Raw genomic sequence first — 11,737 nt, forward strand, 5'->3', positions numbered from 1 at the left:
CGTCCGTATAAGTCCGAGGAAGTTGGTCCAGCCGTGGTTATGGGGTTCTCGATCGCCCTGATCGTCTTCAGTGCGCTGCTGATGCTGCTCGTGCTGATGCACAAGGGGAAGGGCGGCGGCCTCTCCGACATGTTCGGTGGCGGCATGCAGTCGTCCGTCGGCGGCTCCTCGGTCGCCGAGCGCAACCTGGACCGCATCACCGTCGTGGTCGGTCTGCTGTGGTTCGCGTGCATTGTCGTACTTGGTCTTCTGGTGAAGTTGGACGGGTAACTCCAATCACTGGACGCGCGTTGGGCCTTACGTAGACTGGGGCATCTTCGAGCACCATCACGCAGGGAGTTACGACCGTGGCAAGTGGCAACGCGATCCGGGGAAGCCGGGTCGGAGCGGGGCCGATGGGCGAGGCCGAGCGAGGCGAGTCGGCACCGCGTCTCCGCATCTCCTTCTGGTGCTCGAACGGGCACGAGACCCAGCCGAGCTTCGCCAGTGACGCACAGGTCCCCGACACCTGGGACTGCCCGCGCTGTGGCTTCCCGGCCGGCCAGGACCGGGACAACCCGCCGGACCCGCCCCGCACCGAGCCGTACAAGACGCACCTCGCGTACGTCCGGGAGCGGCGCAGCGACGCGGACGGCGAGGCGATCCTCGCCGAGGCGCTCGCCAAGCTCCGGGGCGAGATCTGACGTGACGTGAAGGGCCCCGCCCGCGAACGGACATCGCGGGCGGGGCCCTTTCGCCTCCTACCGCCGGTGGTCGGCCGCGATGTGCGCGGTGAGCGCCAGAGCCGCCGTGGCCCGCGGATAGGTCAGCTGCGCCACGCGCGCGTAGAGGCAGTCGAGGATCAGCAGCACCGAATGCCGGGTGCCGAGACCGCCGTGCCGGAAGCCGGTCGGGGCGGCGGTCGACGTCAGGTGCGTACCGGCCGCGCGGGCCACGGGCGAGCGCGGGTCGGCCGTCACGGCGACGGTCGCCGCGCCCCGCTCGGCGGCCAGGCGCAGCGGCGCCAGAACCTCGCGGGTCGCCCCCGAGTGGGACAGCGCCACGACCGTGTCCGCCGGCGTCAGCAGGGCCGCCGAGGTCTTCGCCGCGTGCACCTCGGTCCAGGCGCGGGCCTCGCAGCCGATGCCGAAGAGCCGGGCCTGCGTCTCCAGGGCCAGGACGCCGGACGCGCCGACCCCGTAGACGTCGATCCTGCGGGCCCCGGCGAGTGCGCGCGCGGCGCGCTCCAGGGCGTCGAGGTCGAGCTGCTCGGTCGTCGCGCGCAGGGCCTGGAGGTCCGCGCGGGCGACGGCGGCGACGACCGTGCCGAGGGGGTCGTCGGGTCCGATCTCCGGCCCCAGCGGGCCCGGTTGCCCTCCCTCGGCGCTCTCCTGGCCCTGCTCGCGGGCGAGTTCCAGCAGCAGCCGCTGGTACGAGTCGAGCCCCAGGGCCCGGCAGAACCGGGTCACCGTCGCCTGCGAGGTGCCGGTCCTGCGGCCCAGCTCCGCCGCCGAGACGCCGGCGACCCGGGCCGGATCCGCCAGCACCCAGTCGGCCACCTTGCGCAAGGAGCCGGACATGCGCGGGAGTTCGGAGCGGATCAGGGCGGTGATCATACGAGCCTTCTGGTCGGAGCGCGGGTCTTGTGGCCGGGTGAATCTATCAACCACCATGCGGACCGATGGACGAATCCGGGATTCAGCGCCGCGCCCCGCACGTCGTGGGCATCGACGCCGGCGGTACGCGCACCAGGGCCCGGCTCGCCGACGCGGCGACCGGCCGCACCGTGGGGGAGGGGGCCGGCGGCCCGGGCAACGCGCTCAGCGTGCCGGAGGCGGCGCTGGTACGGCACCTGGCCGAGGCCCTCCGCGGAGCGGGGGCACACCGCGTGCCGGTCCGGGCGGTGGTGGCGGGCTTCGCGGGCGGCGGCCCCGGGGGCGGCTGCGAGAGGGCACTCGCGGCCCTGACCGGCGCCTTCACCGCGATCGGCGCCGAGCCGCCGGGGCGGATCGAGGTCCGGGGAGACGCGGAGGTCGCCTTCGCGGCCGGTCCCGGGGCCCCCGCCGACGGCCTCGTCCTCATCGCCGGGACCGGAGCGACGGGGGCACGGGTGCGGGGGCGGCGCGTGGTGGCCGCGGCGGACGGCGACGGCTGGCTCCTGGGCGACGCCGGCAGCGGCTTCTGGCTGGGGCGGGAGGCGCTGCGGGCGGTGCTGCGGGCACTCGACGGGCGCGGGCCCGCCACAGCCCTCGCGGAGCCGGTCGGCGAGCTGTGCGGCGGCCTCGGCAAGGAACGTCTCGTCGGGTACGCGTACCGGGCGCACCCCGTGCGGCTCGCGGAGCTGAGCCCGCTGGTCGTGGCGGCCGCGGAGGCGGGGGACGGGGTCGCGGCGGGGCTGCTGGACCGTGCGGCGGACGAACTGACCGGGACCGTGCGGGCGTTGCGGCCGGTCGCGGGGGAGCCGCTGGTGGTGACGGGTGGGCTGCTCGGGCCCCGAGGGCCCCTGCTGGGGCGGCTGGCCGAGCGGGTCGCGGAGCTGGGGTTGCGGCCGAGTCCGGTGCGGGACGGGGCGGGAGGCGCGGTGGCCCTGGCGCGGACGCCCGGCTGACGTACGTCGCGGTGGGCCCGGGGAGCCGGACCGGGGGCGGACCGCCCCGTTGACTCCGCGTCGGATGGACTGGTTGATTGAGCCCGGGAATGCGCACAGAGCTGAATCGATCAACCAGGAGGTCGTGGTGGAGCAGCAACACGGCGTGGGCGCCGCCCGGTTCGCCGAGCTGGCCCGGGGTGCCGTCGACCGGGTCGTCGACGCCAACAAGGACGGGGTGGCCCGGGCGGCGCGGCTGGTCGCCGACTGCGTCGCGGCCGACGGGGTGATCCACGCGTTCGGCACCGGGCACTCGCAGGCCGCCGCGCTCGAAGTCGCCGGGCGGGCCGGGGGACTGGTGCCGACGAGCCGGATCGCGCTCGCCGACCTCGTCCTGCGCGGCGGCCAGGACCCGGCGATCCTGCGGGATCCGCTCCTGGAGCGCTCGCCCGGACTCGCCGACCGCCTCTACGCACTGGCCACCCCGCGGCCACAGGACCTGTTCGTGATCATCTCCAACTCGGGGGTCAACAACGCGGTCGTCGACCTCGCCCTCAAGGTCACCGGCGCCGGACACCCGCTGATCGCCCTCACCTCCCTGGAACACACCCACGCCGTGCCCGCCCTGCACCCCAGCGGCAAGCGGCTCGCCGACCTCGCCGACGCCGTGCTCGACAACGGGGCGCCCGCCGGCGACGCCGTCCTGCCGCTCCCCGGCGACGGCGCCCTGTGCGGGATCTCCACGCTCACCTCCTCGCTGCTCGTCCAGATGGTCGTCGCCGACGCCGTCGCGCTGCTCCTCGCCGAAGGGATCGAGCCGCCCGTGTACGTCTCGGCCAACCTTCCGGGCGGCCACGAGCGCAACGCCCTGCTCGAAGCCCGCTACGCGGGACGACTGCACCGTGGCGGACACTGAACGCACACCAGATCAATTAGGTTGGAGGGGCAGCGGGGCACCCACGCAGGACATGGAGCAGGACGAAGAAATGGGCGAGATGACCAACGCAGGCCGGACCAGGCTCAACCAGCTGCCCGAGTGGGCGGCCCTCGGCAAGCACCGCGAGCAGCTCGGTGACACCCATCTGCGCGAGCTGTTCGACGCCGACCCCCGGCGCGGCACCGGGTACGCGCTGCGCGTCGGCGACCTGTACCTGGACTACTCCAAGCACCTGGTGACCGACGAGACCCTGCGGCTGCTGCGCGACCTGGCCGCCGCCACCGACGTCGCCGGACTGCGCGACGCCATGTTCCGCGGCGAGAAGATCAACAACACCGAGGACCGGGCCGTCCTGCACACCGCGCTGCGCGCCCCGCGCGACGCGGTGATCGAGGTCGACGGCGTGAACGTCGTCCCCGAGGTGCACGCGGTCCTCGACAAGATGGCCGCCTTCGCCGACAAGGTCCGCGCCGGCGAGTGGACCGGGCACACCGGAAAGCCCATCAGGAACATCGTCAACATCGGCATCGGCGGCTCCGACCTCGGGCCCGCCATGGCCTACGAGGTGCTGCGCGCCTATACGCAGCGGGACCTGACCTTCCGTTTCGTGTCGAACGTCGACGGCGCTGACCTCCACGAGGCCGTCCGTGACCTCGACGCGGCGGAGACCCTGTTCATCGTCGCGTCGAAGACCTTCACCACCATCGAGACCATCACCAACGCCACCTCCGCCCGCAACTGGCTCCTCACCGAGCTGCGGGCCGGCCAGGACGCCGTCGCCAAGCACTTCGTGGCCCTGTCGACCAACGCCGAGAAGGTCGAGGACTTCGGCATCGACACGGCGAACATGTTCGAGTTCTGGGACTGGGTCGGCGGCCGCTACTCGTACGACTCCGCCATCGGCCTGTCCCTGATGATCGCCATCGGGCCGGAGCGCTTCCGCGAGATGCTCGACGGCTTCCACCTCGTCGACGAACACTTCCGCACCGCCCCTCCGGAGCAGAACGCACCGCTGCTGCTCGGCCTGCTCGGCGTCTGGTACGGGGCCTTCTTCGACGCGCAGTCGCACGCCGTGCTGCCCTACTCGCACTACCTGTCGAAGTTCACCGCCTACCTCCAGCAGCTCGACATGGAGTCCAACGGCAAGTCCGTCACGCGCGACGGGCAGCCCGTGGACTGGCAGACCGGGCCCGTGGTCTGGGGCACTCCCGGCACCAACGGCCAGCACGCCTACTACCAGTTGATCCACCAGGGCACCAAGGTCATCCCGGCCGACTTCATCGGCTTCGCCCGGCCAGTCGAGGACCTGCTGCCCGGCCTCGTCGCCCAGCACGACCTGCTGATGGCCAACTTCTTCGCCCAGACCCAGGCGCTCGCCTTCGGCAAGACGCCCGAGGAGGTACGGGCCGAGGGCGTGCCGGAGGAGCTCGTCGCCCACAAGACCTTCCACGGCAACCACCCGACGACGACGATCCTCGCCGAGGCGCTGACGCCGTCCGTGCTCGGCCAGCTCGTCGCCCTCTACGAGCACAAGGTCTTCGTGCAGGGCGCCGTCTGGAACATCGACTCCTTCGACCAGTGGGGCGTCGAGCTCGGCAAGGTGCTCGCCAAGAGGATCGAGCCGGTCCTCACCGAAGGCGGGGGCGGCGAGCAGCTCGACTCCTCCACCGCCGGACTCGTCTCCGCCTACCGCGCGCTGCGCGGCCGGAGCTGACCGACGTGACCGTACGGCTGCGCCCGCCGCACAACGCCGTCGACCGACGGGCCGTCGCCTGGTGGCGGACGCAGCTGCTCGTGACCGCCGCCGTGCCGGTGGCCGTCCTGGCCGTGCTCGGGGTCTTCCTCGGCCCGGCCAGGACCTGGCTGCTCGGCGCGGCCGCGGCCGTGGCGGTCCTCGGCCTCGTCTGCACCGCGGTGCTGCCCGGCTGGTGGTTCCGGGTGCACCGCTGGGAGGTCACCGAGGACGCCGTCTACGTCCGCACCGGCGCCTTCTGGCAGGAATGGCGGATCGCCCCCATGTCCCGGATCCAGACCGTCGACACCGTACGCGGCCCCCTGGAGCAGATGTTCCGGCTGGCCACCGTCACCGTCACCACGGCCTCCTCCAAGGGCGCCCTCCGCATCGAAGGACTCGACGACCAGCTCGCCGCCGGGCTCGCCGAACGGCTCACCGCCCTCACCCAGGGCAGCCCGGGGGACGCCACATGAGCGAGGAGTGGCGCCGGCTCGCGCCCCGCACCCTGCTCGCCGGCGTCGTGGTGCTGTGCGGGGTCGCCGGCGGCGCCGCGGTGCCCGCCACGCTCGGCCTCGCCGGATCCCGGCCGCTGTGGCAGGCCCTCGCCTGGGTGCTCGCCGGCGCCGCGCTGCTCGTCGCCGGCGGCGGCGCCGCCGACTGGGTCCGGCTGCGCCGCACCCGCTACCGGATCGGCCCCGAGCGGGTCGACCTCCACACCGGACTCCTCGTCGTCACACGGCGCTCCCTGGCCCGCGAACGCATCCGCAGCGTCGACCTCACCGCCAACCCCCTCGAACGGCTCCTCGGCCTCGTCAAGGTCAGGATCGGCACCGGCGAGCACAGCGGCGGCGATTCCACCCTCGAACTCGACCTGGTCACCCGCGCCGAGGGCGAACGCCTCCGCCGCACCCTGCTCGAACGGTCCGCCACCGGGGACCCCGGCCACGACGGCGTCCTCGCCGCCCTCGACCCCCGCTGGATCCGCTACGCCCCCGTCTCCTTCGTCGCCCCGCTGCTCGGCGGCGCGGCCGCGGGAGCCGTCATGCAGGTCAGCGACTGGTTCGGCGCCCAGGACGAGGTCCTGGGCTGGATCGGGGACCGCTTCGAGGACGTCCCCCTCGTGTGGATGATCGTCGACCTGGTGCTCCTCGCCACCGCCGCCGGAGTGATCGGCGCACTCGGCCTCTGGGTCGAGATGTGGGCGAACTACCGTCTGGAACGGGAGCCCGGCGGCACCCTGAGAGTACGCAGGGGGCTGCTCACCGCCCGCTCCGTCTCCCTGGAGGAACGACGGCTGCGGGGCATCGAGCTGGTCGAACCCCTCGGCATACGCGTGGTGCGCGCCGCCCGGGTCGACGCCGTCGCCACCGGCCTCGCCCAGGACGACGACGACAAGCACGCCGACCTCAAGAACCTGCTGCCGCCCGCGCCCCGGGCCGTCGCCGACCGGGTCGCCGCCCAGGTGCTCCGCGAGACCGAGCCGCCCACCGGCGCCCCGCTCGCCCCACACCCCAGGGCCGCCCGCACCCGGCGCCTCGGCCGGGCGCTCGCCGCCGCGCTCGGCCCGGCCGCCCTCCTCGCCGTCCTCGGCCTCCTGCTCACTCCCGTGCTGCTGTACGTGGCCGCCGGGCTCGCCGCCGTCCTCGTCCCGCTCGCCGTCCTGCTCGCCCTCGACGCCTACCGCAGCCTCGGACACGGCGTCAGCGGCGCCTACCTCGTGAGCCGCTCCGGCACCGTACGCCGCTCCACCGTCGCCCTCCAGCGCAGCGGAGTCATCGGCTGGACCGTCCGGCAGTCCTGGTTCCAGCGGCGCGCCGGAGTGCTCACGCTCAGCGCGACGACGGCCGCCGGGGAGGGCGCGTACCACGTGTACGACGCCGGTGAGAGCCAGGGCCTGGCCTTCGCCGACGAGGCCGTACCGGGACTGCTCACCCCGTTCCTGGAGAACGCCGGGGCCCCGCCCACCGTGCGGTGAGCGGGGCCCCGGTGACGCGTCCTCAGGCCGAGGAGGGCGGGTACAGGCTCCGCGGCAGCTCGGAGGCGGCCGCCGCGTCCAGCAGCCACAGCGTGCGCGAACGGCCCCGGGCGCCCGCGGCGGGGGCCTGGACCTCGCCCGCGCCGGACAGGGCGACGGCCGCGGCCTCGGCCTTGTCCTCGCCGGCCGCGAGCAGCCAGACCTCCCGCGCGGCCCGGATCGCCGGCAGCGTCAGCGAGATCCGGGTCGGCGGCGGCTTCGGCGCGCCCCGCACGCCCACCACCGTCCGCTCGGTCTCGCGGACCGCCGGAAGCTCCGGGAACAGCGAGGCCACATGGGTGTCCGGGCCGACGCCCAGCATCAGCACGTCGAAGGCCGGCACCCCGCCGTGGCCGTCCAGACCGGCGGCCGCCGCCAGCTCGGCCGCGTAGGCCGCGGCGGCGGCGTCCACGTCCGAGCCGTGCGGGCCGTCGGAGGCGGGCATCGCGTGCACCCGAGCCGGGTCCAGCGGGACGCCGTCGAGCAGCGCCTCGCGGGCCTGGGTGACGTTGCGCTCCGGGTCGCCCTCGGGGAGGAAGCGCTCGTCGCCCCACCACAGGTCGAGCCGGGACCAGTCGATCGCGTCCCGGGCGGGCGCCGACCCCAGCGCCGCGAGCAGCCCGTTGCCGTTGCGGCCGCCGGTGAGCACCACCGAGGCGGAGCCGCGGGCGGCCTGGGCGTCCACGATCTTCGTGATCAGCCGGGCCGCGGCGGCCTGGGCCATCAGTTCCTTGTCGCGGTGCACGACCAGCCGAGGAGTGCTCACTTGGCCGTCGCCTTCCGCGCCGGGGTCTTCTTCGCGGCCGGCTTGGCGGCCGGTGCGTCCTGCGGCGCCTCGGCCGGGGCCTGGGCTATGGCCTCGCGCTCGGGCTCCGCCGCGGGAGCGGCGGTCGCCGCCTCCGCGTCCAGACGCTCCAGGCCGAACCGCAGCGCCGAGGCGTAGGTGTCGTCCGGGTCGAGCCGGCGCAGCTCCTCCGCGATCAGCTCGGCCGTCTCGCGGCGCTTGAGCGCCACGGCACGGTCCGGCTGGCCCTGGATCGAGAGCGTGGCGAGCGAGCCGTCCGCCCGGTCGAGGACGATCGGACCGGTGCTGGTCTCCATCCGTACGGAGGTGAGACCCGGGCCCGTCGACTTCGACCGCCGCACCGGGATCTTCAGCCGGTCCGCGAGCCACATCGCGAGCAGTTCGACGCTCGGGTTGAACTCCTCGCCCGAGACCTCGGCCGAGGTCACCTCGCAGGCGACCTGGTCGAGCGCGGCGGCCAGCATCGAACGCCACGGGGTGATCCGGGTCCACGACAGGTCGGTGTCGCCCGGGGTGTACGCGTCCGCGCGCGCCGCCAGCTCCACGATGGGCTGCTCGGCGGCGTACGTGTCGGTCACCCGGCGCTGGGCGAGCGCGCCCAGCGGGTCCTTCGCCGGGTCGGTCGGCGCGTTCACCGGCCACCAGACGACGACCGGCGCGTCCGGCAGCAGCAGCGGCAGCACCACCGACTGGGCGTGGTCGACGACGTCGCCGTACAGCCGGAGGACGACCGTCTCGCCGGTGCTGGCGTCGGCGCCGAGGCGGACCTCGGCGTCGAGCCGTGCCTGGGCGCGGTCCCGCGGGGTCCGCGAGACCCGCTTGATGACGACGAGGGTCCGCGAGGGGTGCTCGCGGGACGCCTCGTTGGCCGCCTTCAGCGCGTCGTAGGCGTTCTCCTCGTCGGTGACGATGACGAGGGTGAGGACCATGCCGACGGCCGGGGTGCCGATGGCCCGCCGCCCGAGCACCAGCGCCTTGTTGATCTTGGAGGACGTGGTGTCCGTCAGGTCGGTCTTCATGGCCGGCGCCAGCTCCTGCCGTCTCGTGCGAGCATCTCGTCCGCCTCGACCGGGCCCCAGGTCCCGGCCTCGTACTGCGCGGGCTTGCCGTGCCGGTCCCAGAAGCGCTCGATGGGGTCGAGGATCTTCCAGGACAGCTCGACCTCCTCGACCCGCGGGAAGAGGTTGGAGTCGCCGAGCAGGACGTCGAGGATGAGCCGCTCGTAGGCCTCTGGGCTGGACTCGGTGAAGGACTCGCCGTAGGCGAAGTCCATCGACACGTCCCGGATCTCCATCTGCGTGCCCGGCACCTTCGAGCCGAACCGCACCGTGACGCCCTCGTCCGGCTGGACGCGGATCACGATGGCGTTGCGGCCGAGCTCCTCGGTCGCCGTGTGGTCGAACGGGGAGTGCGGGGCGCGCTGGAAGACCACCGCGATCTCGGTGACCCGGCGGCCCAGCCGCTTGCCGGTGCGCAGGTAGAAGGGGACGCCCGCCCAGCGGCGGTTGTCGATCTCCAGCTTGACCGCCGCGTAGGTGTCGGTCTTCGACTGCGGGTCGATGCCCTCTTCCTGGAGGTAGCCGACGGCCTTCTCGCCGCCCTGCCACCCGGCGGTGTACTGCGCGCGGACCGTGTGCAGGCCGAGATCCTCCGGCAGCTTCACCGCGCCGAGCACCTTGGTCTTCTCGGCCGCGAGCGCGTCGGCGTCGAAGGAGGCGGGCTCCTCCATCGCGGTCAGCGCCAGCAGCTGGAGCAGGTGGTTCTGGATGACGTCACGGGCGGCGCCGATGCCGTCGTAGTAGCCGGCACGGCCGCCGATGCCGATGTCCTCGGCCATGGTGATCTGCACGTGGTCGACGTACGACCGGTTCCAGATCGGCTCGAAGAGGGTGTTGGCGAAGCGGAGCGCCAGGATGTTCTGGACGGTCTCCTTGCCGAGGTAGTGGTCGATCCGGAAGACCGCGTCCGGCGGGAAGACCTCGTGGACGACCTCGTTGAGCTCCTTGGCGGAGGCCAGGTCGTGCCCGAAGGGCTTCTCGATGACCGCACGGCGCCAGGAGCCGTTCTTCTGGTCGGCCAGACCGTGCTTCTTGAGCTGCTGCACGACCAGGGGGAAGAACTTCGGCGGCACGGACAGGTAGAAGGCGAAGTTGCCGCCCGTGCCCTGCGCCTTGTCCAGCTCCTCGATGGTGGACTTCAGCTGCTCGAAGGCGTCGTCGTCGTCGAAGTCGCCCTGGACGAAGCGCATCCCCTGGATCAGCTGCTGCCACACCTCCTCGCGGAACGGGGTGCGGGCGTGCTGCTTGACGGCGTCGTGGACCTCCTGGGCGAAGTCCTCGTCCTGCCACTCGCGTCGGGCGAATCCGATCAGCGAGAAACCCGGCGGCAGCAGACCACGGTTCGCGAGGTCGTAGACGGCGGGCATCAGCTTCTTGCGGGACAGGTCACCCGTGACACCGAAGATCACCAGACCCGACGGCCCCGCGATGCGCGGGAGCCGTCGGTCTGCGGCGTCACGGAGCGGGTTGGCTCCGGTGACTGCGCTCAAGGTGTTACGCCTCCGAAGGTGCGAGGCGCTGGAGCTCCGCCTCGGTCGACTTGAGCAGGTCGTTCCACGAGCCCTCGAACTTGTCGACGCCCTCGTCCTCCAGGACCTGGACGACGTCGTCGTACGAGATGCCCAGCGCGGCGACCGCGTCGAGGACCGCGCGGGACTCGTCGTAGGTGCCGCGGATGGTGTCGCCGGTGACCTCGCCGTGGTCGGCGGTGGCCTCCAGGGTGGCCTCCGGCATGGTGTTGACGGTGCCCGGGGCGACCAGGTCCACCACGTACAGGGTGTCCTTGTACGCCGGGTCCTTCACACCGGTCGAGGCCCACAGCGGACGCTGCTTGTTGGCCTGCGCCTTGTCGAGGGCGGCCCAGCGCTCGGAGCCGAAGACCTCCTCGTACGCCTGGTAGGCCAGACGGGCGTTGGCCAGCGCCGACCGGCCCTTGAGGCCCTTGGCCTCGTCGGTGCCGATCGCGTCGAGGCGCTTGTCGATCTCGGTGTCCACGCGGGACACGAAGAAGGACGCCACGGAGTGGATCTTCGACAGGTCCAGGCCGCGCTCGCGGGCCTTCTCCAGACCCGCCAGGTAGGCGTCCATGACCGCGCGGTAGCGCTCCAGGGAGAAGATCAGCGTCACGTTGACGCTGATGCCCAGGCCGATGACCTCGGTGATCGCCGGCAGGCCCGCCTGGGTGGCCGGGATCTTGATGAGGGTGTTGGGACGGTCCACCAGCCACGCCAGCTGCTTGGCCTCGGCGATGGTGGCCGCCGTGTCGTGGGCCAGGCGGGGGTCCACCTCGATGGACACCCGGCCGTCCTGGCCCTGGGTCGCGTCGAACACGGGCCGCAGGATGTCGGCGGCGTCCCTCACGTCAGCCGTCGTGATCATGCGGATGGCCTCGTCCACGGTCACCCTGCGGGCGGCGAGGTCGGCCAGCTGCTGGTCGTAGCCGTGCCCCTCGGAGATCGCCTTCTGGAAGATGGACGGATTGGTGGTCACACCCACCACATGGCTCTGGTCGATGAGCTCGGCCAGGTTGCCGGACGTGATCCGCTGACGCGACAGGTCGTCCAGCCAGATCGCGACGCCTTCGTCGGAGAGGCGCTTGAGAGCGTCTGTCATGAGAGGTTC

General features: G+C 72.9%; 12 protein-coding genes. 7 read left to right on the forward strand and 5 right to left on the reverse strand.

Features of this window, described 5'->3' with window-relative positions:
* Positions 1-39 precede the first annotated feature (39 nt).
* Together secG and ABD954_RS26205 are read left to right on the forward strand one after the other, a co-directional pair.
* On the forward strand, positions 40-270 hold the full coding sequence (gene secG / locus ABD954_RS26200) for a preprotein translocase subunit SecG (protein WP_345489513.1): 231 nt from the start codon (positions 40-42) through the stop codon (positions 268-270).
* A 77-nt stretch (positions 271-347) separates the two neighbouring features.
* Positions 348-683 (forward strand): RNA polymerase-binding protein RbpA, encoded by a 336-nt coding sequence (locus ABD954_RS26205; RefSeq protein WP_003957010.1) that lies wholly within the window; start codon positions 348-350, stop codon positions 681-683.
* A 57-nt stretch (positions 684-740) separates the two neighbouring features.
* On the opposite strand, the gene ABD954_RS26210 is transcribed toward ABD954_RS26205, so the two are convergent.
* Positions 741-1,595, reverse strand: a complete 855-nt coding sequence (locus ABD954_RS26210; protein ID WP_345489515.1) for a MurR/RpiR family transcriptional regulator — start codon at positions 1,593-1,595, stop codon at positions 741-743.
* Positions 1,596-1,660: 65 nt separating this feature from the next.
* Here ABD954_RS26210 and ABD954_RS26215 point away from each other — a divergent pair, with 65 nt between their 5' ends.
* The 5 genes from ABD954_RS26215 to ABD954_RS26235 all read left to right on the forward strand — a co-directional run bounded on the left by ABD954_RS26215 (position 1,661) and on the right by ABD954_RS26235 (position 7,213).
* On the forward strand, positions 1,661-2,587 hold the full coding sequence (locus tag ABD954_RS26215; protein WP_345489517.1) for an N-acetylglucosamine kinase: 927 nt from the start codon (positions 1,661-1,663) through the stop codon (positions 2,585-2,587).
* 127 nt (positions 2,588-2,714) lie between these two features.
* The gene (locus ABD954_RS26220; protein WP_382745673.1) at positions 2,715-3,482 is read left to right on the forward strand and encodes a sugar isomerase domain-containing protein; all 768 of its coding nucleotides are present in this window, start codon (positions 2,715-2,717) and stop codon (positions 3,480-3,482) included.
* 79 nt (positions 3,483-3,561) lie between these two features.
* Entirely contained in the window at positions 3,562-5,217 is a 1,656-nt protein-coding gene (pgi, locus tag ABD954_RS26225) for a glucose-6-phosphate isomerase (protein ID WP_345489519.1), read from the forward strand.
* A 5-nt stretch (positions 5,218-5,222) separates the two neighbouring features.
* Positions 5,223-5,711, forward strand: coding sequence for a PH domain-containing protein (locus ABD954_RS26230; protein ID WP_382745671.1), 489 nt, complete (start codon positions 5,223-5,225; stop codon positions 5,709-5,711).
* Complete coding sequence (locus tag ABD954_RS26235) at positions 5,708-7,213, forward strand: PH domain-containing protein (RefSeq protein ID WP_345489521.1); 1,506 nt, start codon at positions 5,708-5,710, stop codon at positions 7,211-7,213. Before ABD954_RS26230 ends, ABD954_RS26235 begins: the two co-directional genes overlap by 4 nt.
* Before the next feature lie 22 nt (positions 7,214-7,235).
* Here ABD954_RS26235 and pgl read toward each other — a convergent pair whose 3' ends face one another.
* The 4 genes from pgl to tal are packed head-to-tail and all read right to left on the reverse strand — an operon-like array spanning position 7,236 to position 11,728.
* Complete coding sequence (pgl, locus tag ABD954_RS26240) at positions 7,236-8,018, reverse strand: 6-phosphogluconolactonase (RefSeq protein WP_345489522.1); 783 nt, start codon at positions 8,016-8,018, stop codon at positions 7,236-7,238.
* Positions 8,015-9,076, reverse strand: coding sequence for a glucose-6-phosphate dehydrogenase assembly protein OpcA (gene opcA, locus ABD954_RS26245; RefSeq protein WP_345489524.1), 1,062 nt, complete (start codon positions 9,074-9,076; stop codon positions 8,015-8,017). The genes pgl and opcA overlap by 4 nt, the downstream gene beginning before the upstream one ends.
* Complete coding sequence (zwf, locus tag ABD954_RS26250; RefSeq protein WP_345489526.1) at positions 9,073-10,605, reverse strand: glucose-6-phosphate dehydrogenase; 1,533 nt, start codon at positions 10,603-10,605, stop codon at positions 9,073-9,075. Before zwf ends, opcA begins: the two co-directional genes overlap by 4 nt.
* A gap of 4 nt (positions 10,606-10,609) precedes the next feature.
* Entirely contained in the window at positions 10,610-11,728 is a 1,119-nt protein-coding gene (gene tal / locus ABD954_RS26255; protein WP_345489528.1) for a transaldolase, read from the reverse strand.
* Positions 11,729-11,737 lie beyond the last annotated feature (9 nt).

It is taken from the genome of Streptomyces roseoviridis, from assembly GCF_039535235.1.
Classification (GTDB): Bacteria; Actinomycetota; Actinomycetes; order Streptomycetales; family Streptomycetaceae; genus Streptomyces; species Streptomyces roseoviridis.

Excerpts from the sequence above, each read along its gene's own strand:
- secG (WP_345489513.1), top strand. The coding sequence starts at position 40 with ATGGGGTTCTCGATCGCCCTGATCGTCTTCAGTGCGCTGCTGATGCTG.
- ABD954_RS26210 (WP_345489515.1), bottom strand. The coding sequence starts at position 1,595 with ATGATCACCGCCCTGATCCGCTCCGAACTCCCGCGCATGTCCGGCTCC.
- ABD954_RS26215 (WP_345489517.1), top strand. The coding sequence starts at position 1,661 with ATGGACGAATCCGGGATTCAGCGCCGCGCCCCGCACGTCGTGGGCATC.
- pgi (WP_345489519.1), top strand. The coding sequence starts at position 3,562 with ATGACCAACGCAGGCCGGACCAGGCTCAACCAGCTGCCCGAGTGGGCG.
- ABD954_RS26235 (WP_345489521.1), top strand. The coding sequence starts at position 5,708 with ATGAGCGAGGAGTGGCGCCGGCTCGCGCCCCGCACCCTGCTCGCCGGC.
- opcA (WP_345489524.1), bottom strand. The coding sequence starts at position 9,076 with ATGAAGACCGACCTGACGGACACCACGTCCTCCAAGATCAACAAGGCG.
- tal (WP_345489528.1), bottom strand. The coding sequence starts at position 11,728 with ATGACAGACGCTCTCAAGCGCCTCTCCGACGAAGGCGTCGCGATCTGG.